This window comes from Bauldia sp. (assembly GCF_020442045.1).
Taxonomy (GTDB): domain Bacteria; phylum Pseudomonadota; class Alphaproteobacteria; order Rhizobiales; family Kaistiaceae; genus Bauldia.
On record NZ_JAGRLA010000059.1, the window covers coordinates 19,129 to 43,819 of the forward strand.

Consider the following 24,691-nt stretch of genomic DNA (forward strand, 5'->3'; position numbering starts at 1 on the left):
TTCTACCCCGCCAGCACGCGCGTCGTCGGGAAGGTGATGCGGACCAGCGTACCCTGGGCCGGCACGCTGTCGATGGCGAATGAGGCGCGGTTCGCCTCGACCAGCGCCTTGGTCAGGGGCAGGCCGAGACCGGTCCCCTCGCCGGTCCGGCCCGACGTCGCAACCTGCCGGAACGGCTTCATCGCGGTCTCGATATCCTTCTCGTCCATGCCGATCCCGGTGTCGCGAATACGGATCACCACCTCGCCACTATCCTCCATCGCGGTCGCGACGATGACCTGGCCGCCGGCCTTGGTGAACTTGATCGCGTTGGACAGGAGGTTGAGCAGGATCTGGCGAAGCGAGCGCAGGTCGGCGACGACGTTCGGCAGGGTCGACGACAGGGACGTGCGGATAATGATCCGCTCGCGGTTGGCCTGCGGCTGCATCAGCGCGACGCATTCCTGGATGACGGCATTGACCGCGACCGACTCGAAGTTGAGATCGAGCTTGCCCGCCTCGACCTTCGACAGGTCGAGGAGGTCATTGATCAGGCTCATCAGGTGTTCGCCGGACAGATGGATATCCTTGAGATAGCTGCGATAGCGCTCGTTGCCGACCGGGCCGAACCGTTCGGCCATCATCACTTCGGAAAAGCCGATGATGGCGTTCAGCGGCGTGCGGATCTCATGGCTGATCCTGGCAAGGAACTCGGACTTCTGGACGTTGGCGGCTTCGGCGGCATGGCGCGCGGCCACCAGCTCCTCCTCGACATTCTTCCAGTGGGTGATGTCGCGAAGGACGGCGCAATATCTGCCGGAGTCGGTCAGCCTGCCGATCGTCATGAACATCGGGATGAGGCCGCCGCGCGGCACGCGGCCGATCACCTCGCGACCGTCGTTGAGAACGCTGGCGACGCCGTTGGAAGCGAGGCCATCGAGATAGTCCCGCGCCGGCTTGCGGCTCTCCTCGGCGAGGAGCTCGGTGAAGGGCTGGCCCGCCACCTCGCCGGCCTCGACACCGAACAACGCTTCGGCCGCGCGGTTCATGCGCTCGACCCGGCTTTCGGAATCGATCACCACGACTCCGTCCGTCGCGGTATCGAGCATCGCCTCGAGCTCGCGGATACGCGGCTCAACCTCGACCTGCGCCGGCGGCTCGGCGGGAGGCTTCGCCGCTACCTCGACGGGGGCCGGCTCCGGGGCCGCCTCGACCAGCGAGAGCATCAGCGCCGTCGATCCCGCCCATGTCACGGCGTGGAGCTTGGCGTCGACGGCGACGTCCGACCCGTCACCGCGAGCGGCCCGCAGCATCCCGCCGCTCAGCGTGCCGACGGACCAGTCCCGGCTGTCGGGGAAGATCGCCTCGGCGCCACCGGCGGCAAGAAATGCGTCGAGCGACGCGTAGCCGAGAAGGTCGAGCAAGGTGCGATTGGCAAAGAGGGTGCGAGCGTCACGGTAGATGGCGATGCCGACCGGCAGCTTGTTGAGGAGCGGCGTCTCGACGTCGGCCGCAGCGGGACGCGGCACCTTCCGGCGGTCATCGGCATCCGGCGCAGGCTCCGGCGCGGGCGCCTCCTCCTCGACGCCAAGCGCCTCGGCAATGCGTCGGAACGCATCCTGCTCCGATCCGGACAATCGCTTCGGCAGGATGCGGGTCGGGGTCTTGCCGAGATGAACGACGTTGGATTCCCGCGGCTCCTCGCGGCCCGCCTGCGGCGAAGCTTCCGCGGCCCTACCGGGCTCCGACGGCCTGGCCGCTTCGGCGGGAAGGTCAGGGGCCGGCTCGACGGGTTCGGGCCGATCCGTCTCCCCGCCCCCTTCGATCGATTGGCGCGCGAATTCGTCGAGGTCGCAATTCGGCGGCTGGCGGGTCGCGGCGGCGGGCGCCGGCGCTTCCTCGACCACATCGGCCGGCTGTCCAGGGACCGCGACCGGCTCACCGGCCGCTTCGTCCGAAGGCGCAGGCACCTCGGGGATCGACGGAGCTTCGACAGGACGACGATCATCGAGGCGGATCACGCCGAAGCCGCGATAGCCCTGGAAGACGCCATCGCGCGAGAAATCGGGAATGCCGGTCAGGTCGACGGCGACCGCCTCCGGCTCACCGGCAAGCGGCCAGCGAATGGTGACGCCAAACCGGGCGAGGCCGGCAAGCGCATCGGCGAGCGCGCCGTCGCCATCGAGGGGTAGCCGCGCGGCAAGGTCCCGCCATGTCTCGCCGATCGCCGGAGCATTCGACCCGCCGACATCCGCGGCAAGCGCGCCTGAAACGAAGAGGAAGGCACCATCGGCATCGCTTCGCCAGAGGAAGCGCCGAGTCGGAGACATCCGCGGCGGCGGCGCGGCCACCGGGGCCGCCTCGACCGGGGCCTCCGCGACGGGCGACACCGCCTCGGCGACCGGCCGGACCGTCGTGCCGTCGGCCGGCGCAAGCACCGCCTCCGGAACACCCTCCTGCTGCCCGTCGACGAAGGGCGGCGGCGCCGCGACGGGAGCCGGCGGCCTCGGGGACGAAGGATGCGCAGCCGCTTGGGCCGGCGCCGACACCGGAGGACGCACCTCTTCCGGCCCGACGATCAACAGGAAGATGTCGTCGCTGCCGACCGTGACGCGCGCGACGCCGGCCGGACGCGAACCACCGTCGACGACAAGCCGGGTCCGGACCACCGGATGCCGGCCCCGGCCGGCTTCGTCGACCAGCCGGTCGATCGCCTGTGACTCCGGGGCGAGCACATCGAATCCGCCGGACGCGCCAAGGACCCGCGCGCCGGCGTCGAGGACGGCCACCAGGCAATCATCCGCGGCAATCGCGTCGGCAAGACGCTCGGAGCGGGTCGAAAGCGACTCGCGGCTGGCGCCGATCGAGCCGACGGCGAGCACGCCGCGCGCGCCGTTGCCGAGGTCGAGCCGCTGGCAGGCCGATGGCAGCGCCACCTGGCGAACGCCGAAATTGAAGCGCAGGATCTCTATCCGCTGGTGATCGAGGGGAAGCGCCTTCGCCAGCCGGGCAAGGCTGCGGGCGGTCGGGCTGGAGGGCGCGAAGCGGCGCTCCAGCAAGCCGCCCATGCGGTCTTCGCCGAAAAAGGCGGCACCCGCGGCGTTTGCCCAAAGGATGCCGCTGCCATCGCCGCGAAAGACGAAGGCGGGCCGGGGATCGAGCAGGACCGCGCCAACCGCCGGAACGGCGGAAAGGTCCAGAAAAGCATGCGTCTTGCCGTTCATCCGGCGTTCCGCCCCATCGATAAGTCAGATGTCGCCCGCCGCGCCAACTGTCCTTCGTGCTTAATCAACCGTTAATACAGTGGGGATCGGGAGCGGTCCACGCAATCCGGCGCCTGATCACCGCTTTCCTCGGGTCCTGGTTAATGCCACCGTTTGGCGTCCGATAACGGAAGGCCTATCCTTCGGGGGCAGGCAGGAAACCGCAACAAGGAACAACGATCATGCAGCGCACACCCTTCGATATCCCCGACCAGATCCGGGAAATCACGGACAAGAGTGTCGCCGAGGCCAAGAAGGCCCTCGAACAATATCTCGACGCGACGCAGCAGGCGATCGCGAAGGCGGAGAGCTCGACCCGTACCGTGCAGGAAGGAGCCGCCGAAGTGAACCGCCAGGCATTCGCCTTCGTCGAGGAGAATGTCTCGGCTTCCTTCGAGCTCGCTCAGCGACTCGTCCAGGCCCGCACCGCCGAGGAGATCGCGGCCCTGCAGAAGGAGTATTTCACCAAACAAATGAAAGCCTTCGCGGATCAGGGCAAGAGTATCGGCGCGATGGTCGAACGCGCTGGCGCCGAAGCGGCGAAGAAGGCCCAACGCTAGCCGACCGGCGGTGGCGGCCAAAATATTTTGTGCGTTGCAATAATTTTGTTGCAACGCACAAAAGACTTCCCTATGTTGTGGCCATTCAAGGAGCGCGCCTGCGAACAGGTCGCATGCTGCCTCCCCGAACCGTTTCAGCCACTGGAGCAACACTCATGGCCACCGCCAGCAAGACCACGAAAACGAGCAAAGCAGCCCCGACCATGCCGAACCCCTTCGAAGCCTTCACCGTCAACGCGCCGTCTTTCGACGTGCCGGCGGCCGCCCGCGATTTCGCCGAGAAAGGCATCGCCCAGGCACGTGACGCCTACGCCAAGATGAAGAGCACGGCCGAGGAGACCACCGACCTCGTCGAGGATACCTACGAGACCGCCCGCGAAGGCGCCTTCACCCTCGGCACCAAGGCCCTTGACCTTGCCAAGGCGAACAGCGACGCGACCTTCGCCTTCGCCAAGGATCTGTTCGGCGCGAAGACCTTTGCCGAGGTCATCGAATTGCAGACCGCCTTCGCCCGCCAGCAGTTCGACGCGACGGCCGCCCAGTTCAAGGATTTCCAGGAAACCGCCCAGAAGCTCTTCACCGACACCACCAAGCCGGTGACCGAGCACGTCGAGAAGACTTTCAAGGAACTGAAGGTCGCCTGACCGACTCTTCCACGGAATACAAGAAACGGCCCGGATCCCATCGATCTGGGCCGTTTCTCTTTGAGGCCGCCTCAGAGCGTCTCGTCCATCATCGCCGTCGAATCGAGCCGGTCGCCAGCGAGCGGGCGGATATCGGAGGTTCCTCTTTTCCGCCGTAGCTGCTCTAGTGTCACGAGGCAGAGCGGAAGGAGGCGCGAGCGCGATGAAGCGGCTGATCGTGGCGGTGGCATGCGCGGGGGCCTGGCTGGGACCGGCCCATGCGGAGGATGGCCCCCTTCCCGAGGCTTTCGACGCGATCGAGACGATCGTCGTCATCTACTCCGAGAATCGCAGCTTCGTTCACCTGCTCCCCGACTATCCGGGCGCTTCGGGCATCGCGGAGGCGCCCGAGGCATCCGTGGTCCAGCGCGACCGCGACGGGTCGGTGCTGGCCGAGCTGCCGGCGGTGTGGAAGCCGGATTCCGGACGGCCGGACCGCGGCAAGCTCAACCCGCCGGTCGCCGACCCCGCCTATCCGCTGACGATGCCGAACGCGCCCTTCCGGATCGACGCGCCGCCCTACAACAAGCCGGCGGACATCCTGACCGAGGTGCCGGTCCACCGCTATTACCAGAACCGGATGCAGATCAACGGCGGCAAGAACGACATGTTCGTCGCCTGGACCGATGTCGGATCGCTGGCGATGGGGAATTACGGTGGACCAGGCACGCATCTCTACCAGCTCGCGCGGGACTATACCCTCGCCGACCAGTTCTTCATGGGCGCCTTCGGCGGCTCGAACTTCAACCACTTCTACCTCGCCTGCGCCTGCTCGCCGCTGTTTCCCGACGCGCCGGAGAGCATGCGGGCGGTGGTCGACGCCGAGGGCAACCTGAAGCTCGCGCCGGACTCGCCGAAATCCGCGCTGGACGGGCCGCCTATCTGGGTGCAGGACGGCTCGGTGACGCCGGACGGCCACGTCATCAACACCGTCCAGCCGTCCTACCAGCCAAGCGGCATCCCGCCGGCCAAGGGCGGCGACCCGGCGCTCGCCGACCCGGCCGGGCATCCTCTCCCCCCGCAGACCGAGCCGACGATCGGCGACCAGCTGTCGGACAAGGGCATCGACTGGGCGTGGTACGCGCAGGGCTGGGACATCGCACTGGCCTATCGCGGCGTCATCTACAACACCGCCGGCGCGGTCGACTTCCAGCCCCACCACCAGCCCTACAACTATTTCGCCAAATACGCGCCGGGCACCGAGGCCCGCGACAAGCACCTGAAGGACATGGAGGAATTCTGGGACGAGGCAGCGGCGGGGACGCTGCCGGCGGTGGTCTTCCTCAAGCCGGACGGCAAGCATAACAAGCATCCGGGCGAGAGCACCATGTCGGCGGGCGACCTGATCGCCGGGACAATCATCAACACCCTGCAACGCAGCCCGCAATGGGACCACATGGCGATCATCCTGACCCATGACGAGAATGGCGGATTCTGGGACCCGGCACCGCCGCCGGCGGGCGATCGCTGGGGACCGGGCTCGCGCATCCCGACGGTGATCGTCTCGCCCTTCGCCAAGAAGGGCTTCGTCGACCACACGACCTACGACACCACCTCGATCCTCGCCTTCATCTCCAAGCGGTTCGGGCTGGAGCTGCTGCCCGGAATCCGGACCCAGTTCGGCGACCTGAGGAACGCTTTCGCCTTCGGATCGGAGTGAGCCGGGCCGGCCAGGGGACCGCGCCCGCCGGCCGCGCGATTGCCCTTGAACCGGCGCGGCTTTGCTTCTAGGTTCCGGCCACAAACGTGCAGCCGTAGCTCAGTTGGTAGAGCGCCGGATTGTGGATCCGTAGGTCGCTGGTTCGAGCCCAGCCGGCTGTACCATTCACATCGATCGCCAGGATCGATCCCGGGCGCCTGCCTCAAGGCGGCGCCCACTGATTTCCCACCCTCACAGGCACGCGACGCTCGCTGCGGAATCGGCGGGGCCGGATTTTGTCGCCGAGTCTGCACATGCAATCGTTAGTATCGAGCCTGATACAGGCACCCATTCGCCAGGGAGGATCGCCATGTGCATGGCCTGTGAAATGGGAAGTGCGATATTCGGAAGCATTGGTATGAGCCGGCGCACGCTCCTGAAAGGCGCCGGCGCGGCTGCCTTGTCGGCGGGCGTCGCATCGAGCGACTTCTTCTGCTCGGAGGCCCGGGCACAAGGCACCGGCGACAAGATCTTCACCGGTGGTCCGATCATCACCGTCGATGACGCCCTTCCAAGCGCCGAGGCCGTTCTGGTACGCGACGGGCGCATTCTTGCGGTCGGCACACGCGACGAGATCGAATCGAAAAAGCAGGGGGCGGCCGAACTGATCGATCTCGACGGCCGCACCATGCTTCCCGGCTTCTTCGATCCCCACAGCCACGTGATGCTGGTCGGCCTGCAGGCGAACTCCGCCAATCTGCTGCCGCCACCCGACGGGGACGGCACCGACATCGCCGCCCTGCAGCGAATCCTCCGCGACTGGTGGGCCAGGAACAAACAGACGGTCGATCGCTATCAACTGATCATGGGTTTCGGCTACGACGATTCCCAGTTGACGGAGCAGCGCCATCCGACCCGTGACGATCTCGACGCGGTCTCCACCGAGCTGCCGATCTATCTCATCCACCAGTCCTCGCATCTCGGCTGCTGCAATTCGAAAGCGCTCGAATTCGCGGGGATAACCGCGGATACCGCAGACCCGATCGGCGGCGTATTCCGGCGGAGGCCGGGCAGCAACGAGCCCAATGGCGTGCTGGAGGAGAGCGCCCATGTCGCGGTGCTCCTCAAGTTGCTCGCCAAGCTCGACAGGGACGCCGTCATGACGATGATCAAGGACGGTGCCGCCTTCGAGGCCAGGTTCGGCTACACCACCGCCCAGGAAGCCGCGGTGTTCAGCCCGCTCCTGCTGGAAGTCGCGGAGCAAGGCGGATTTGCCATCGACGTCCTGAACTATCCCGAGTTCTTCCAGTTCAAGGACGTCATCCAATCTCCATGGCTCTCGCGCGACTACCGGAACCATTACCGGATGGGCGGCACCAAGCTGGTCGCCGACGGGTCGCCGCAGGGAAAGACGGCGTGGCTCTCCCGCCCCTATTTCGTTCCGCCGCAAGGCAAGGGACCCGACTATGTCGGCTATCCGGCGATGCCGAATGAAGCGCTCATGGATGCGGTCGACACTGCCGTGGCGAACGGCTGGCAGGTGCTTTGCCACTGCAACGGCGACGCGGCGGCGGATGTCTATATCGCGGCCCTGCGGGAGGCCGCGAGGAAACATGGGGCGCTGAACGGGCGCAGGAATGTCCTCATCCACGGCCAGACGCTCCGCACCGATCAGCTCGACGCCATGAAGGCGCTCGGCATCATTCCGGCGCTGTTCCCGATGCACACCTTCTACTGGGGCGACTGGCATCGCGACTCGGTGCTCGGCCCCGAACGCGCGGAGAATATCTCGCCGACCGGCTGGTGCATGCAGCGCGACATGATCTTCACGACGCATCACGACGCGCCGGTCGCCAATCCCGATGCGATGCGCGTCCTGTCGGCGACGGTGACGCGACGCACGCGTTCGGGCGACATCCTCGGTTCGCACCATTGCGTACCGGTGCCGATCGCGTTGAAGGCGATGACCTTGTGGCCCGCCTACCAGCATTTCGAGGAAGACACCAAAGGCTCGATCGAAGTCGGCAAACTCGCCGATTTCGTCCTGCTCGACGATAATCCGCTGACCGCCGATCGCGACAAGCTCGCCGAGATCACGCTCGAGGAGACGATCAAGGAAGGCGAGACGGTCTACCGGCGGAACTGAATTCCCTATTCCGCCGCGGCGGGCAGGATTTCGGGGACCACGGGTTCGCTCATCAATGCCGGCTTGTCGCGCTCTTTGCGAACCCGGAACCACAGGGCATAGAGCGCCGGGACGACCAGCAGGGTGAGGACGGTCGCGACGAAGAGCCCGCCCATGATGGCAACCGCCATCGGCCCCCAGAAGATGCTGGAGGAGAGCGGCACCATGCCGAGGATCGCCGCCGCGGCGGTGAGCAGAACCGGGCGGGCCCGGCGGACCGTCGCGTCTAGGATCGCATCATAGCGGCTGCTGCCGGCCTCGATGTCCCGGTCGATCTGGTCGACAAGGATAACGGTGTTGCGCATGATCATGCCGGCAAGCGCGATCAGGCCGAGCAGCGCGACGAAGCCGAAGGGCCGATTGGAGATGAGAAGCGCTGCGGTCGCGCCGATGACGCCAAGCGGCGCGGTGACGAAGACCAGCGCCAGCCGCGAGAAGCTCTGGAGCTGGATCATCAGCAGCGACAGCATGGCGATCGCCATGATCGGGAAGACGGCGACCAGCGCCTTGTTGGCCTTGGCGCTCTCCTCGATCGAACCGCCCGCCTCGATGCGATAGCCGGCGGGAAGCGATGCCATGATCGGCTGCAGCCTGGGCAGGATTTCCGCGCTGACATCGGGTGCCTGGACGCCATCGATGATGTCGGCGCGCGCGGTCAGCACGAGGTCGCGGTCGCGGCGCCAGAGGATCGGCTCCTCGTAGCCATAGGCGAGATGCGCGATCTGGGAGAGCGGCACGGCGACGCCATTCCGGCTGGTGATCGTCAGGGCGGGCAGACCGTCGAGACTGAGGCGCTCCTCGGGAACCGCGCGGGCGACCACGTCGATCTGCTCCGTGCCCTCGCGGAGCCGGGTGACGGTGTAGCCGGAGAGCAGCGTCTGCAGCGACCGGGCGACATCCTGCGGCGTGAGCCCCAGGGCGCGGGCGCGATCCTGATCCACTTCCAGGCGAATCGACTTGACCTGCTCGCTCCAGTCGAGATGCGGATCGATCAGCTTCGGGTTCTCGGCCATCACCATCCGCACCTTCTCGGCAATGCCACGGATGGTGTGGGGATCGGGGCCGACGACCCGGAACTGGACGGGAAAGCCGACCGGCGGACCGAAGACGAAGCGGTCGACACGGGACCTTGACGCCGGTACGGCGCCTTCGGCAAGCGCCGCCTCGAGGCGCGCCTTCACCCGTTCGCGGGCTTCGAGGTCCCTGGTGACGATGACGATCTCGGCGAAATTGGCGTTGGGCAGGACCGGGTTGAGGCCGAGCCAGAAACGCGGCGAACCCTGGCCGACATAGGTCGTGTAGGTGTCGATGTCGGGATCGCCGGCCAGAAGCGCCTCCGCCTCCTTCGCCGCCGCATCGGTGGCGCCGATCGCCGAGCCCTCCGGCAGGCGAAGCTGGAAGAAGAGCTCGGTGCGGGTCGAGGTCGGGAAGAACTGCTGCTGGACGAGACCGAAGGCGCCGAGCGACGTGACGAACATCAGGACGGCCAGCGCCACCACCGTCTTCCGCCACGAAACGCAGAAGGCGATGACCCGGCGGAGCGCGCGATAGATGCGCGTGTCGTAGATCGCCTCCGGATCCGCGTGGCTGCCCCTCGCCTTGAAGTCCGGCAGGAGCTTCAGGCCGAGATAGGGCGTGAAGACGACGGCGACGATCCACGAGGCGATCAGCGACAGGCCGACCACCCAGAAGATGCCGCCGGCATATTCGCCCGAGCTCGAGCGGGCGAAGCCGACCGGAACGAAACCCGCCGCGGTGACCAGCGTGCCGGTCAGCATCGGAAAGGCGGTCGAGGTCCAGGCGAAGGTCGCGGCGCGGCCGCGGTCCCAGCCCTGCTCCATCTTCACCACCATCATCTCGATGGCGATGATCGCGTCGTCGACGAGGAGGCCGAGTGCGATGATCAGCGAGCCGAGCGTGATCCGGTGCAGGTCGAGCCCGGCGATGTACATGACGATGAAGACGATGGCGAGGACCAGTGGCACCGACAGGGCGACGACCAGTCCGGTGCGCCAGCCGAGCGACAGGAAGCTGACCACCAGGACGATGACCAGCGCCTCGACGAAGACCTGGAAGAACTCGGAAACGGATTCGTCGACGATATGCGGCTGGTCGGCGATCTGGACAACGTCGATGCCGATCGGCAGGTCGGCCATGATCGCCGACATCGCCGCGTCGAGATGCTCGCCGAGGGTGATGATGTTGGCGCCCTCCTGCATCGACACGCCGATGCCGATCGCCGGCCGGCCGCCTTCGCGGATGATGAAGTCCGACGGGTCCTGGTAGCCGCGCCTGACGGTCGCGATATCGCCGAGGCGGAAGGTCCGGCCATTGGCGGCGACCGGCACGGCGGCGATCGCCTCGGTCCCGGTGAAGGCGCCGGTGACCCGGAGCGCGATGCGGTCGGCGGCGGTATCCACCGATCCCCCCGGCACCACCGCGTTCTGGCCGGCGACGCTGGCGAATATCTGATCCGGGGTGATGCCGAGCGTGGCAAGCCGGGCGTGGCTGAATTCGACATAGATGCGCTCCGGCTGGGCGCCGATGACGTCGACCTTGTTGACGTCGGCCACCCTGAGCAGACGCTGGCGCATGTCCTCGGCGACATCCTTGAGATCGGCCGGCGACATGCCGTCGGCGGACAGCATGTAGAGCGCGGAATAGACGTCGCCGAATTCGTCGTTGAAGCCCGGTCCGACGATGCCGGCGGGAAGGCTGCCGCGGATGTCGCCGACCTTCTTGCGGACCTCGTACCAGAGGTCCTTGACCTCGCCCGGCGGCGTCGCGTCGCCGAGGTTGACGCGAATGAAGGTGATGCCGGGCCGGGAATAGCTTTCGATCCGGTCGAGATAGGGAAGCTCCTGGAGCTTCTTCTCGATCGGGTCCGCGACCTGGCTCTCCATCTCCCCGGCGGTGGCGCCCGGCCAGGCGACGTTGACCACCATCGTCTTGATGGTGAAGGACGGGTCCTCGGCGCGGCCGAGATTGAGGTAGGAATAAAGCCCGGCGCCGGCCAGCACGATGATCATGAACAGCACGAGGGTCTGGTGGCCGATCGCCCAGGCCGACAGGTTGAAACGCTGCATCCCCGTCACTCCATCATCCAATGGTCAGCGCAACGCGGTGGTCCGCACGACCTCGCCGGGCTCGAGCTTCTGGACACCGAGGGTGACGACCCGGTCGCCCTCCCTCACACCCGCCGTCACCAGCGCCGAGTCTTCCGTGAAGGCCGCGACACGCACCGGCTTGAGGGCCAGCGTATCGGTATCGTTGACGACGAAGACCGAAGGGCCGTCGCCCCGGTTGAGGATCGCGGCGAGCGGCAGGGGCGCGACCGGCGCGCCGCCCTCGCGGGTCAGGGTGACCGTCGCGGTCATGCCGAAGGCGACACTCTCGTCCGCGCCTTCGATCGTGAAGCGGGCGGCATAGGTTCGTGTCGCGGCATCGGCCTGGGGCGACAGCTCGCGAAGCGTCGCCGGAAGCTGCCTGTCGCGATCCGACCACAGGGAAACCATCGCCTTCGCGTCGCGGACTTCGGCGAGCCAGTCCTCCGGCACGGCGATGACCACCTCGCTGGCGCCGAGGCGGGCGAGGGTCGCGACCGGCTGGCCGACGGCCACCACCTGCCCCGGCTCGGCGGCCGTCGCGGTTATCACGCCGGCGGCATCGGTCCTGAGCTCGGCATAGCCGGCCTGGCGCCGGGCAAGATCGAGCGCCCGCCCGGCGCGCTCGAGCCGGGCATCCGCTTCATCGCGGACCAGCGACTGGCGATCGAACTCGGCCGCCGTCGCGTGTCCCCTCGCCTTCAGCTTCCCGACGCGATCGAGATCGACCGTCGCCTGGGCGAGGTTCGATTTCGCGGCGGTGAATTCCGCTTCGGCGCTGCGCAGCTGAAGATCGAGGTCTTGCGCGTCGAGCCGGGCGATCACCGCGCCGGCCTCCACCCGATCGCCGACATCGACCAGACGGGTCGTCATCTTGCCGGCGACCCGGAAGGCGAGATCCGACTCGGTCCGCGGCGCCACGACCCCGACAAAGTCGCGATGGGTCGAGGCATCCTCGAAGGCGACGGCCTGGGTCCGGACCGGCCGCGGCGGCACCTCGACCGGGCTGGTGGCCGCTTCACAGCCGGCGAGGAAGAGCAGTCCGACAAGCAGCGGCAAGGACCTGGAGATCGCGGTCATGACCTGTCTTCCTCATCCGGGCTGAAACATGATTCGTGACGATTTTTGATAATCATCACATTCTGGACGCGCGACTGCACGGGACGACCGGTCATCGGATCAGGTCCTCTTGATGATGCCCTGCAGAATGAGCTGCAACGTCGCCGAGGATTCGGCCATGAGGTCGATATCTTCGGCCATCCCCTTCGCCACCAGGACCGGATGGCAGAAACCGACCATCGCCCGCATGAGAAGGCGGGAGGTTTCCTTGGGATCGACCGCTTCGAACTCGCCGTTGTCGATCCCGTCCCGCAGGATCAGCTCGACGGTCGTCCTCACCGTCTCCTTGTGGGCCATGATCGCATCCCAGTCCTCGTCGATGGCGATCAGGACGATGTCATGGACCCGCTTTTCCTCGACGAAGTTGTCCCGATGGTAGCGCAGCACCCCATGGAAGAGCCGGTCCAGCCTGTTGGCGGCCGAGCCGCGCGAGCGGGCAACCGCCCAGACCGTCTCGTCGAGCTCGCCCAGGCAGCGGACGCAGATCGCCTCGACAATCGCGTGCTTGGACGGGAAGAAGCGATAGACATTCGCAGGCGACATGCCGAGCTCGCCGGCAATATCGGCAACCGCCGTCTTGGCGAATCCGAGCCGCCGGAAGAGCGCCTCGGCCGTTTCGATGATCCTGGCGCGGGTTTCTTCCGCGGTTGTCCTGGCAGGCGCGTTCATGAGTCCAGCAAGCGATCATGTGACTTGTGACGATTTCTATAATTCATCACATCCAGCCCGTCAAGAAGCGGTGACGCTGGCACCGATCCGGCGAATGGGCGACACTGCGGGACTCGATCCAGAATCGCGGCTGGACACGCGAAGTCGCAAGAACAGGAAACAGGTGAGAAGATGCCCTCCGATCCCGTCGTCGTCACACTCCGGCCCAACCAGTTCACCGAGAAGGAGCGCGTCCTCGCCCGGTTCGGAGGGCTGACCGCCTCGACATTCCTCTATGACAGCGGTGTGGCCGGCCTCCGCATCGCCAACGCGGTCGGGCATATCGACCTCCTCCCCTTCCATGGCCAGCAGATCTGGGACGCGGTGTTTCGCGGACGGACGCTGACCATGCGCTCGATGTTCAGCGAACCGATCCCGACGCGCGACTACCTGATGAACTACGGCGGCTTCTTCCTCCATTGCGGCGCGACCGCGATGGGCAATCCGGGGCCGGAAGACACCCATCCGCTCCACGGCGAATTGCCCAACGCGCCTTACCGTGACGCGGCGCTGGTGGTCGGCGAGGACGAGGATGGCCCGTTCATGGAGTTGACCGGCCGCTATCAGCATACGGTCGCCTTCGCGCATAACTATGTCGCCCAGCCGACGATGCGCCTCGGGGCGGAGAGCAGCCGGATCACCCTCGACCTCTCGATCCGCAACCTCAAGCACACGCCGATGGAGCTGATGTATCTCGCCCACATCAATTTTCGACCGGTCGATGGCGCGGTGCTGATCGACGCGGTGCCGGACGACACCGACCACATCGGTTTCCGCACGACCCTGCCGTCCAACTTCGCCCCGTCCGACGCGTTTCTCGGCCTGATCGATGACGTCCAGCGCGACCCGGCAACGCACCGGACGATGGCCGCCGGCCGCGCGATCGACCCGGAGCTGGTGATGACGCTGGCATTTCCCTCCGACGCAGCCGGCTGGGCACACAGCATGCAGCTCCATCCGGACGGATCGGCGGATTTCGTCAGCCACCGGCCGGGCGAGCTCGGCAAGGGCGTCCGCTGGATGACCCGGACGGGGGACCAGGATGCGGTCGGCATCTTCCTGCCGGCGACGGCCGGCGCCAACGGCTACGTCGCCGAAAAGGCCAAGGGCAACGTGCTGATGCTGGACCCGCAGGGCGAGTTCCGCTGCCGCCTCGCCTTCGGCGCGCTCGAAGCGCCGGAAGCGGAGGCCCTGCGCAAGGATATCGAGACCGTTCGAGCCGCCCCGGCCTGATCGCCGCCGTCGCGAAGGACGGGGCCGCCGCTCAGATCGCCCTTTCGGTCGCGGCGTCGAACAGCGCGGCGCGATTGAGGTTGAGATCGACCTCGATCGCCTCGCCCGGACGGCTGACGTCATGGGCTTCCAGCTCCGCCACGATCGGCGTGCCGGCGATGCGGAAGGTGGCGTAGCTGCGCGACCCGGTCGGCTGCAGGAGATCGATGGTCGCCTGCATGCGGACATGTCCGGGCATCGCGGCGTCCTCACGCGCCCGCATGACGTGCTCCGGGCGGACGCCGAGAACCACCGGCGCGCCGTCGCCGATACCGTCGAGGGCGCGATCGGCCGGCAGCGGCACGGTGGTGCTACCCTCGCCGAGAACGATCGCGGCACCATCTCCGCCACGCGCCAGCCTGCCCGGCAGGAAGGTCATCTTGGGCGATCCGAGGAAGCCGGCGACGAACATCGTCGCCGGCCGTTCGAACAGGTCGAGCGGCGCGCCCTCCTGCTCGATCACGCCGTCGCGCATCAGGACGATGCGGTCGGCGAGCGTCATCGCCTCGATCTGATCGTGGGTTACGTAGATCATCGTCGTCGAGATTTCCTGATGCAGGCGCTTGATCTCGCCGCGCATCTCGTCGCGAAGCTGGGCGTCGAGATTCGAGAGCGGCTCGTCGAACAGGAAAAGCCGCGGATTGCGGACGATGGCGCGGCCGATGGCGACACGCTGGCGCTGGCCACCCGAGATCTGGCGCGGATAGCGGTCCATCAGGCTGGTGATACCGAGCATCTGGGCGGCGCCGGAGACGCGCGACGCGATCTCCGCCGGCGGCATCTTCCGCGCCTTCAGCCCGAAGCCGATATTCTTGCCGACCGTCATATGCGGATAGAGAGCGTAGTCCTGGAAGACCATCGCCACATCACGGTCACGCGGGCGCATGTCGTTGACGACGTCGCCGCCGATCTGAATCTCGCCGCCGCTGATCTGCTCGAGGCCGGCGATGGTCCGCAGCAGCGTACTCTTGCCGCAGCCCGACGGGCCGACCAGGACGGTGAATTCGCCGTCGGGTATGTCGAGATCGATTCCGCGAACGGCCTCGAAATTACCGTAGCGCTTGTGGAGCCGCTTGATTTTGACTTCCGCCATTATCCAATTCCCCTAGCCGCGGATGGCGCCGAGCGTCAGTCCGCGAACGAGATGTTTCTGGACCAGGACACCGAGAATGATCGACGGGACCAGCGAGACGATGGCGAGCGCGCTGGCCTCCCCGTACTGCGCCCCCTGGAAGCTCAGGAACGAGCGAAAGACGGTGGGCAAGGTGAAGGCATTGCGGCTGGTCAGCACCAGAGCAAAGAAGAACTCCGTCCAGCACGCGATGAAGATGAAGACCGCGGCCGCGACGATGCCGGGCGCGGCGAGCGGAATGCCGACGCTCCACATCGCCCCCCAGCGCGTACAGCCGTCGACCAGCGCGGCCTCCTCCAGCGAGCGCGGCATCTGCCGGAAATAGGCGTACATCATCCAGACGCCGACCGGCAGCGTGAACACCGTATAGGCGAGGATCATGCCGATATGGGTGTCCTGCAATCCGATCAGCCGGTAGTTCAGGAAGAGCGGCAGGATGATGGCGATCGGCGGCAGGAAGCGCTGCGACAGGACCCAGAAGGACAGGTGCTGGCCGCCGGTGTTGAAGCGGGCGAGGCTGTAGGCCATCAGCGTGCCGACGAGACACGACAGGGCCGTCGCCGAGATCGAAATGATGAGGCTGTTCACCAGCCCCTGCAGCCCGCGATAGTCGAAGAGCGCCGCGGTGAAATGCACCATCGTCGGATGGTCCGGGAACCACACCGGCGGCACGGCGAGGTAATCGTCGCTCGGCTTGATCGAGGTGACGAACACCCAGTAAAGCGGCGCCAGCACGAAGATCAGGAAAAGGGTCAGGACGACGATGCGGCTGACCGGGATCCTTCGGCGTCTGGTCCAGGCAGCCATCGTCAATTCGCCTCCGGTTTCAGCAGACGCCGGACAAGGAAGATGATCACCAGCAGCGTCAGGATCAGGAAGATCCAGGAACCGGCCGTCGCCCGCGACAGATGGAACTGCGCAAAGCCGATCGTGTAGAGATAGAAGGACGCGGTATAGGTCTGCGTGCCGGGCCCGCCGCCGGTCATGATGAAGATCGTGTCGAAGAGACGGATCGCGTCGAGCAGCCGGAAGGTGACCGCCAGCAGGATCATCGGCGAGATGTAGGGGATGGTGATGTGCCAGAAGGTCTGCCACGCCCCGACACCGTCGAGCTCCGCCGCCTCGTAGACATGGGGCGGGATCGCCGTCAGGCCGGCCAGCAGGATGACGAACATGAAGGGCGTCCACTGCCAGACATCAGCGAGCACGAGCGCGATGAAGTTGTAGGGGAACTGGGTCAGCCAGCCGATCGTCACCTCCTGCCCGAGCAACTGGCCAAGCAGGTAATTGGTCGGTCCGAAGGGCCGCTGGAGGAGCAGCGCCCAGGCCTGTCCGACGACAACCGGGCTGATGAAGAGCGGCACGATGAGGATCGAGATGATCAATCCCCGGCCTCTGAAGGAGCGGGCCATCACCATGGCCACCGCCAGGCCGAGCAGCAGCTCGATCAATACGTTGGAGACCGTCAGGACGACGGTGACGAGCAGCGAATAGCGGGCGACCGGATCCGAGACCACCTGCTCGAAATTCTTCAGGCCGACAAAGGCGTGTCCCGGAATCTGGAAGTCGTAATTAACGAAGAGAACCCAGATCGAGAAGATCAGCGGGTAGATCGAGATCGCCAGGATGAGCAGCGCCGCCGGCGCGACGAGCAGCCATTTGAAGCGCCTGTCGCTGCGGCTCGCGGAGGGAAGGTTCCTGCGCGGAATGCTCGGGGGAGTCTCGCCAAGGGCGACGTCAGCCATGTCGCGGGTGGCCTTTCGTGACTTGCCTATCCGGGGTCGCCGCCGGGGCCGACGCTCCGGCGGCGGAGAAATGCGGAAGGGCCGCCGCTCTCGGCGGCGGCCCGGCCGGCGCCAACTAGAGCTTCACCGCCATGCCCAGGGCCTCGACCGTGTTTCCGACGGTCGAACCCGGCAGCTTGAGGAACTCCTCGTAGAACGCCTTCTGCTTGTCCGCACCGAGGTTCTCGGTGGTGGCATCCCACTCCGCCGCGGCGGTCTTCAGCGCCTCCATCGGGTCGGTGCCGGCCCATACGGACGTGCACATGCGGTCGAGCGTCAGCTGATAGTCCTGCGCTCCAGGCATGATCGGATCGAGCAGACCGACATTGGCCGAGGCATTGAGGTTGGCCAGGTATTCCGGCGCGCTCGGGAAGAGTTCGCCGTAGAGCTCCGACTTGAAGTGCGAGATCCGATAGGGATCACGCAGCGCGTAGGGGAGCATGCACCGGGCCAGCGATACCGGCGGCGAGCAGGCCCACTGGATGAACAGATAGGCCGCCTCCAGGTTGGCCGAATCCGCGGCGATCGCCTTGTTGAACCCGAAGGCGTGCTCCGGATGCCCGCCGGGAACGATCGCATAACCCACCTTCCCCGCGATCGAGGACTGCGGGATGAAGCTGATCGCCTTGTCGCTCTGCGAGTAACCGGCGCTCATGCGACCGGTCGGCGGCCACGAATAGATCATCGCGACCTTGCCCTGCAGCCAGGCGACCCACAACGACACCGCGTCAAGCTCGTCGTTGCCCGGAATCGACGCCGCATTCGCAGCCTTCATGTTCTCCAGCGTCTTGACGCCGGCATCCGAGGCCAGCGCCGCCTTCATATTCTCGTCGAAGAAGACGCCGCCATTCGACCGGTATTGCTGCATGAAGTCGAACTGGTTGCCGGGCGATGCCGCCTTGCGGAAGTGTCCCGCACCATAGACATTCGGCGCCATCTGGTCGGTGATGAACTGGGCGACCTGGACGTAATCCTCCCAGCTCTTCGGCACTTCGAGCGGCTTGTCGAACTTGGCCTGGTAAGCCTCCCTCAGCTTCGGATCATCGAAGATGTCCTTGCGGTAGTAGAGGGCGAACATGTCGCCGTCATCGAAGAAGCCCCAGATCTTGCCCTTGTAGGTGGGCAGGGCCTTGTAGAGCGGATGATAGTCGTCGAGATCCGCCATGTTCATGTACTTGGCGATGAAGTCGTCGAGCGGGGCAATCACGCCACCGTCGGCGAGCGCCGGAGTCCACTGCGGCTGCAGGTCGAGGACGTCATAGGCGCCGGAGCCGGCGATATGCTCGGCGATCGGCTTCGAGTACATGTCCGGCGGCGGCAGCTCGACCACCGTCGACTTGATGCCGGTCAGCTCGTCCCAGAGCGGACCGGAGAAGTTGCGCGGATCGAGCGCCTGCAGGCCCGCCTCGTAGGTCATGTTGAGGTTCGCGCCGGCGAATTGCTTGGCGGCTTCGACAGCCCGATAGGCCGAGCCATCCATCGGCCCTTCGGTGGAGGCCTTGTAGGCGGCCAACTGGGCCTTGCCGAGCGGCGTGTCCGGGTTCTCGAGCTCCATCTTGGCTTGCGCGAGAGCGGAGTTCACGAACGGCGAAAGCGCCGATCCGGATATGGCGAGCATGCCGGTCGCCTGACCGAAACGCTTGATGAAGTCGCGGCGGGTCGGTTCTCCCCGCAGCCAGGCATCGACCTCTTCGCTAAGGCCCGCCTCGAAATCACGTCTTTCCCTGTCATCCATCGTCGCTGTTCCTCCCTTTAGCGACCGGTCCTTGCGCGGACCATGGTCGTTCCTCGAAATAGGACCTGTGTGGTCCCTCCCTGCGTCGCTTGGCCCGATCTAACGGGCCGAGCCTCCCATCTGTCAAATGCAACCCAAACCCAAGCCATACGCATCCCGCGTCTGCGAGCCTCCGCCGGTTGCCGAACCATCCTTCCGATCTTCCGCCGGCCGGAAGTCACCGATTCTCCTCAACTTCCGAAACGGCTGCCATAGTCGGCGAGCCGCCTCTTCCAACCCTCGGTCGCGAGGATGTCGCGATTGACGACGCCCCGCGGTTCGCGACCATGCATCACGTCGAGCACTGCCCTGACATCGGCGGCGCCGTTGCCGGCAAAGCACTGGTCCGTCCAGCAAAGCGCGTGCGGCGCGAGCAGGACGTTGTCGAGCTTCAGGATCGGATCGTCGGCATCCGGCGGCTCGGTTTCGAGCACGTCGAGGCCGGCGCCCGCGATCCGTCCTTCCTGGAGGACCCTGGTCAGCGCCTTCTGGTCGACGATCGGACCGCGCGCGGTGTTGATCAGATAGGCGGTGGGCTTCATCAGCGCGAGATGCTTGGCATTGACGATGTGCCGCGTCGCCTCGCTCAGCGGACAGCTCACCGAAAGGACGTCCGCGCGACGGAAGAGCTCCTCCAGGCCGACGAGCTCGATGCCGAGCTCGGCGGCGACCGCCTTGTCGGCATAGGGATCATGGGCGATGTATTTCATGTCGAAGGGCATCGCCAGGCGATAGAGCTCGGCGCCGATATTGCCGATGCCGAGCGACCCGAGCGTGCGGCCGACGAGGCCGACGCCCATGTGATCCGAGCGCTTCGCAAATCCTGCCGCCGCCTGGCGGGTCAGCTGATCCTTGACCTTGAGCTTGCCGGTCAGGGCGAGCATGAAGGTCATGATCGACACGGCGACCGGCCGGCGCACGCCGTCCGGCGTGATGACCAGCGCGATGCCGGCATCGGTGCAGGCATCGACATCGACCGTATCGTAGCCGACGCCGAACCGGGCAACGACCGTCAGCCGCCCGCTCTCCGGCACGCTTTGCCGGGCGAAGCGATGGGCGAGGAGGATGAGCGCGTCGAAATCCTCGAGCTGCCGGCCACTCAGCGTGTCCTCCGATTCCAGGAACCGCAGCTCGACATTCGGTTCGTCCCGCAACGGATCGAGGTCGAAGTCGGGAAAGGTCGGCGCCCCGTCGGCCTTGTTGAAATCGCCCGAGAGCGCGACGCGGAAGACGTCCGTCATGTCCCGCCTCCAACGCCGGACCGGATGCCGTCCAGCCCCTGGCGCAGCGCGACCTGCAGCAGCCAGACGTCGCCGTGATAGACGATCAGGTCCCATCCCTCCCCGGCGAGCGCGACGCCGGAGGCGATGTCGGTGACCATCCGCCCCAGCCCCTTCCCGTGCCGCTTGCCGGCTTCGAGGACCTTGTTGAGGGCGGCCTTGTAGTCGGGATGATCGAATTGTCCCGGAATCCCCATGCTGGCGGTGAGGTCCATGTGCCCGACCCAGAGGGCGTCGACCCCCTCGAGCGCGGCAATGCCGTCGACATTCTCGACGCCCTCGGCGGTCTCGATCAGGGCGATCAGCCGGTTGCGCTCGTTGGCGGCGGCAAGGCCCTCCACCACCGGCCCCATGTGGTAGCGATCGTTGCCGAGCGCCGGAGCCAGGCCCCGCTTGCCGATCGGGGTATATTTCATCTTTTCGATGACCGACCTCGCCTGCTCCACCGAACCGAGCATCGGGATGATGATGGCCTGGGCGCCGATGTCGAGGGCGCGGGCGATGTGATCGTAGGAGTCGGAGGGAACCCGCACGAGAACCGGGACGTCGGCTGCCTCGAAGTAGCGGAGCGCGCGGTTCAGGCTCTCGAAGGAATTGCCGCTGTGCTCCATGTCGAAGAAGACATATTCGGCGCCGGCTTCCTTCAGGATGTATCCGATGCCGGGGGTGACGAACTCGCCGACATAGTGCCCGAGCCGGAGCCCCGGGCGATCCAGGACGGCACCAACTCGGGCCCTCATGACGCCTTTCCTCCCGGATTGCAGATTTCCCTGACGCTGGCCATCACCTCGTCCGGCTCAAGCACCTTGAGCCAGTCATCCCTGAGAAGCTTCGGCTTCGCCTTCTCGATGGCGTAGAGCGCGCCATCGGAGAACCGGCCCGGGAAATCCTCGAAGATGATCCCCATCTCGATGCCGATATGTCCGAGCATGAAATCCCTGGCCGCCTCGGCCGGCACGCCCCTGGCGACGACCGCGTCCGTCGCCTCGCGAAGCGCGGTGATCAAGGTGGCGGCGATCGTCTCCGACATCGCCGGTTCGAGAATGGCCATGTCTTCCACCGTCACCCGATGGGACCGGCTGACCGGCTTGTAGATCGCCTTCGCGATCGCTTCGCACCGAGCATAGTCGGCATCGGGGCCCTGCATCAGGGCGCAAACAATCGCCTGCATGGCAAGGACGCCGCCGAAATAATCCTTCTGCGCCTCGCGCGTCGGCTCGTAGCGGAAGATCGAGGGATGGCAGGGATGCGTCACGAAATAGGTGACGTCGTCGCGCTTCGGCAACTCGCCGGCATGGGGCGCGGCGGCATCCAGCATGATGATGCCGGTACCGGGCCGGACCTGATCGATGAAGCCGTGGGCGATCTTGCCGATCAGGGCGTCCGGCACGGCCATCAGGACGACGTCCGCGCTGCCCAATGCCTGTCCCATCTCGACGCATTCGACGCCGGTGGCTTCCTTGAGGCGCTGCCGGCCGGCCTCGCTGACCTCGACATGAAGGACGTCATAGGGTTCGCCTTCAAGGTTGGTGGCGAGCCGGACGCCCATCTTTCCGCCCGCGCCGAGCAGGGCGATCGTTTGCGTCACTGACGTCCTCCCATATGCAGTGGCCGACCGTTTTCGACCATTCCGAAGAAGTCGACGGGCCCCATCTGCCCGCCCTTCAATGCGATCTCTATTCCGTCGAGCGCCGGTTCGCCGGAGCGCCCCCGGCTTATGGCGCAGGCCGGCGCAAGCTCGACCTCCGCTTCCAGCGCGTCGACGCCCATTCCCGCCAATGCGTGGCCCGATGTGTCGCCGCCGGCAATCGCGATGCGCCGGACATCTCCGCTGGTGACGACGGCCTTCAATATGGTGCCAAGGCCGTGTCCGATGCGGGCGTTGATGTCCTCCTCGGTCTCGCCCGAGCGGAGAACTGCCTGCTTGAGCGCGGGGATGGCCGCGTCGTCGGCGCCCCTTGCGGTGAAGACGAGCGGTGCCGCTCCCTTGTGGAGCACGGTCAGCGCCTGCTCGACCGCCCGGTCGATGGCGGCGCGCCAGCGGGTTTCGTCGACCGCCGCCTCGGCCTCGAGACGTATTCCGGCGAAGCCGTTGATCTCCGCCCATTCGATCTGGCGACCGGTGACCGGCGAACACGAACCCGAGACGGCGGCGATGCGCTCCGCGCCGGCGCTCCGCGGCGGCGGTGCCTCACCGATCAGGCCGGCCTTTCGCCAATGGGCGATCAATGCATATTCGACCCCCTGGCTGCCGATCGCCAACAGCCTTTCGCCGCGGTTCTCCCAGATCAACCGACCGGCCTCGGCGAGGCTGTCCTCGTCGAGGACGTCGATGGCGACGATCTCCGCTCCGCCCGAGACCTCCCGCCTGAGGGCATCATCGCTGTCGCCGCTCGCAAGCGACAGGAAATCGACGAGCCCGATGCTGCGGTCGGTCTGCCTGGCGAGGTGCAGGCGGACGTCGGCTTCGTCCATCGGCGTCGTCGGATGCCGGGATACCGCCGGATGACGGTCGAGCCGGTAGCCGACACCCTCGACCGTGGCGAAGAGATTGCCGAAGGCCTGGTAGCGATGGATGGGCGGCGCAGCGACCAGCAGCGGGTGCCAGGCACCGCCGAGGATCGGCGCCGCAAGATCGATCGCCTTGCCGATCGAGCCGACATGCGGCGCGGAATCGAAGGTCGAGCACACCTTGTAGTGGGTGATCGGGGCACCGATCGGCTCAAGCGTCCCGAAGATCGCCGGGAGGTGTTCCTCCATCCACGAGGGACTGCGCGAACGCGCCAGGCCCGCGACGCCGATGCCGCGATATCCCGCGAACCGGCCGATGTCCTCGCCGGTCGGAGGGCCGAGGAACAGGACGGTGGGCAGCCCGGCGAAGGTCAAGACCTCCATGACGGCCGCGGAGCCGGTGAAGTCGTCGCCGTAGAAGGCGACGAGGTGATCGGCCGGCAGGCTCATCGGGCGAGTGCCTCCAGCGCGACGCGGAATTCCGGATGGGTCTTCGCATAGGCCTCGGCATCGATTCCCGAAGCGGCCGCTTCCCAGGCCTGCCGAAGCCCCCGCACGCCGGCCGCAATTCCGTCCGGATGGGCCATGATGCCGCCACCGGCGGCATAGATCAGGTCGGTGCCGCCGAGCGCCCGCCAAGTGTCGGCGGCCTGCGCGGCGGTCTGCCCCGAACTGAAGACCGGCATGGCGACACAGGGCTTGTCGGGGAACATCGGCGCCAGCAGGCTCTTCGCCGAACGAACGACGCTGGCGTCTTCCTCGCAGAACTTGTTGCGGATGCCGTTGACATGCATGTGGTCGGCGCCTGCAAGCCGCCACAGCTTGGACCAGGCGGGGTAATCCCAGCCGAGCATCGGGGCGCGCGACAGGTAGCCCCAGCCGTTGCGATGGGCGTGGATCGGCAGCGCGGCGTGACGGCGAAGCTCGATCATTCCCACCAGTCCCACCGAGTTGAGGCTGGCCATGACGCATGTGCCGCCGAGCGACAGGACCAGGTCGTGACGGCGGCGCATCTCGTCGAGGTCACCGGTCACATTGAAGGCGAACATCACCTTCTTGCCGGTCCGGTCGGCATGGCGGTCGATCACCGCCATCACCATCCGGGCGCGCGCCTCGAAAGGACAGGCCGGCCCGTCGGACTGGAGCTCGTCATCCTTGATGAAGTCGATTCCGGCACCGGCGAGCGTATCGACCAGATCGGCCGTCGCCTCCGGCGTCAGCCCCACGCTCGGCTTGACGATGGTGCCGATCAGAGGACCGTCGGCGACGCCGGACAGGCGCCGCGTGCCTTCGATGCCGAATTGCGGTCCTTCGTAGCGCGTGGCGAAGGCCCGCGGCAGGTCGATGTCGACAATCCGCAGACCCGAGAACTGCTTGAGCTCGAAGAGATTGCCGGCCACGGTCGCCACCAGATTGGGCAGCGACGGGCCGAGATTTTCGAGCGGCCAGGACAGTTCGACCGCGCAGCGATGGTAGATCCTGCCGGCTCGCGCGCCGGGCAGGCTGGGCGCGTCGACATCCTCGACCACGGTCAGGCTTTCGATCCGCGCTCCGGACCGCTCGCGGATGTCGGCGGTCTCGCCCGGCACGGCGACGAACGTCCCGGACGACTGCTCTCCGGCCATCACCTCGACGGCACGGCGCGGCTCGTCGGCCGTCTCGACAATGTAACGCGCGTGGATACGCTCGCTCATCGGA

General features: G+C 66.4%; 18 protein-coding genes and 1 tRNA gene. 6 read left to right on the forward strand and 13 right to left on the reverse strand.

The window, feature by feature from the left end; genetic code table 11:
• Positions 1–2 precede the first annotated feature (2 nt).
• Complete coding sequence (locus KDJ86_RS06880) at positions 3–3,203, reverse strand: sensor histidine kinase (RefSeq protein WP_291744280.1); 3,201 nt, start codon at positions 3,201–3,203, stop codon at positions 3–5.
• A gap of 221 nt (positions 3,204–3,424) precedes the next feature.
• Here KDJ86_RS06880 and KDJ86_RS06885 point away from each other — a divergent pair, with 221 nt between their 5' ends.
• From KDJ86_RS06885 to KDJ86_RS06905, 5 genes are all read left to right on the forward strand, one after another.
• Complete coding sequence (locus KDJ86_RS06885) at positions 3,425–3,802, forward strand: phasin family protein (protein ID WP_291744282.1); 378 nt, start codon at positions 3,425–3,427, stop codon at positions 3,800–3,802.
• 203 nt (positions 3,803–4,005) lie between these two features.
• Complete coding sequence (locus KDJ86_RS06890) at positions 4,006–4,446, forward strand: phasin (protein WP_291744284.1); 441 nt, start codon at positions 4,006–4,008, stop codon at positions 4,444–4,446.
• A 202-nt stretch (positions 4,447–4,648) separates the two neighbouring features.
• Positions 4,649–6,145, forward strand: coding sequence for an acid phosphatase (acpA, locus tag KDJ86_RS06895; protein ID WP_291744286.1), 1,497 nt, complete (start codon positions 4,649–4,651; stop codon positions 6,143–6,145).
• 88 nt (positions 6,146–6,233) lie between these two features.
• Positions 6,234–6,309 (forward strand) — tRNA-His (locus KDJ86_RS06900).
• 233 nt (positions 6,310–6,542) lie between these two features.
• Complete coding sequence (locus KDJ86_RS06905) at positions 6,543–8,270, forward strand: amidohydrolase (protein ID WP_291744287.1); 1,728 nt, start codon at positions 6,543–6,545, stop codon at positions 8,268–8,270.
• 5 nt (positions 8,271–8,275) lie between these two features.
• Here the strand turns inward: KDJ86_RS06905 and KDJ86_RS06910 are convergent, their stop codons facing one another.
• The 3 genes from KDJ86_RS06910 to KDJ86_RS06920 form a co-directional block, all read right to left on the reverse strand.
• Positions 8,276–11,395, reverse strand: coding sequence for an efflux RND transporter permease subunit (locus KDJ86_RS06910; protein ID WP_291744289.1), 3,120 nt, complete (start codon positions 11,393–11,395; stop codon positions 8,276–8,278).
• Between the two features lie 24 nt (positions 11,396–11,419).
• A complete protein-coding gene (locus KDJ86_RS06915; RefSeq protein WP_291744291.1) occupies positions 11,420–12,493 on the reverse strand; it encodes an efflux RND transporter periplasmic adaptor subunit in 1,074 nt (357 codons plus the stop codon).
• Positions 12,494–12,592: 99 nt separating this feature from the next.
• A complete protein-coding gene (locus KDJ86_RS06920) occupies positions 12,593–13,201 on the reverse strand; it encodes a TetR/AcrR family transcriptional regulator (protein ID WP_291744293.1) in 609 nt (202 codons plus the stop codon).
• Between the two features lie 171 nt (positions 13,202–13,372).
• Here KDJ86_RS06920 and KDJ86_RS06925 point away from each other — a divergent pair, with 171 nt between their 5' ends.
• Positions 13,373–14,473, forward strand: coding sequence for a DUF4432 family protein (locus tag KDJ86_RS06925; protein WP_291744295.1), 1,101 nt, complete (start codon positions 13,373–13,375; stop codon positions 14,471–14,473).
• Positions 14,474–14,504: 31 nt separating this feature from the next.
• Here the strand turns inward: KDJ86_RS06925 and KDJ86_RS06930 are convergent, their stop codons facing one another.
• From KDJ86_RS06930 to KDJ86_RS06970, 9 genes are all read right to left on the reverse strand, one after another.
• Positions 14,505–15,605 carry an ABC transporter ATP-binding protein gene (locus tag KDJ86_RS06930; RefSeq protein WP_291744297.1) on the reverse strand — a complete coding sequence of 367 codons (1,101 nt, stop codon included), beginning with the start codon at positions 15,603–15,605 and terminating at the stop codon, positions 14,505–14,507.
• 12 nt (positions 15,606–15,617) lie between these two features.
• The gene (locus tag KDJ86_RS06935) at positions 15,618–16,451 is read right to left on the reverse strand and encodes a carbohydrate ABC transporter permease (protein WP_291744299.1); all 834 of its coding nucleotides are present in this window, start codon (positions 16,449–16,451) and stop codon (positions 15,618–15,620) included.
• Between the two features lie 2 nt (positions 16,452–16,453).
• Positions 16,454–17,389: a carbohydrate ABC transporter permease gene (locus KDJ86_RS06940; protein WP_291744300.1), complete on the reverse strand. Its 936-nt coding sequence runs from the start codon at positions 17,387–17,389 to the stop codon at positions 16,454–16,456.
• A gap of 115 nt (positions 17,390–17,504) precedes the next feature.
• The gene (locus tag KDJ86_RS06945) at positions 17,505–19,163 is read right to left on the reverse strand and encodes an extracellular solute-binding protein (protein WP_291744303.1); all 1,659 of its coding nucleotides are present in this window, start codon (positions 19,161–19,163) and stop codon (positions 17,505–17,507) included.
• A 230-nt stretch (positions 19,164–19,393) separates the two neighbouring features.
• Entirely contained in the window at positions 19,394–20,443 is a 1,050-nt protein-coding gene (locus tag KDJ86_RS06950) for an NAD(P)-dependent oxidoreductase (RefSeq protein ID WP_291744305.1), read from the reverse strand.
• On the reverse strand, positions 20,440–21,222 hold the full coding sequence (locus tag KDJ86_RS06955; protein WP_291744307.1) for an HpcH/HpaI aldolase family protein: 783 nt from the start codon (positions 21,220–21,222) through the stop codon (positions 20,440–20,442). Before KDJ86_RS06955 ends, KDJ86_RS06950 begins: the two co-directional genes overlap by 4 nt.
• Positions 21,219–22,070 (reverse strand): phosphogluconate dehydrogenase C-terminal domain-containing protein, encoded by an 852-nt coding sequence (locus KDJ86_RS06960; RefSeq protein ID WP_291744309.1) that lies wholly within the window; start codon positions 22,068–22,070, stop codon positions 21,219–21,221. Before KDJ86_RS06960 ends, KDJ86_RS06955 begins: the two co-directional genes overlap by 4 nt.
• Positions 22,067–23,443, reverse strand: a complete 1,377-nt coding sequence (locus KDJ86_RS06965; RefSeq protein ID WP_291744310.1) for a four-carbon acid sugar kinase family protein — start codon at positions 23,441–23,443, stop codon at positions 22,067–22,069. Before KDJ86_RS06965 ends, KDJ86_RS06960 begins: the two co-directional genes overlap by 4 nt.
• On the reverse strand, positions 23,440–24,687 hold the full coding sequence (locus tag KDJ86_RS06970; protein ID WP_291744312.1) for a ribulose-bisphosphate carboxylase large subunit family protein: 1,248 nt from the start codon (positions 24,685–24,687) through the stop codon (positions 23,440–23,442). The genes KDJ86_RS06965 and KDJ86_RS06970 overlap by 4 nt, the downstream gene beginning before the upstream one ends.
• Between the last annotated feature and the right edge of the window lie 4 nt (positions 24,688–24,691).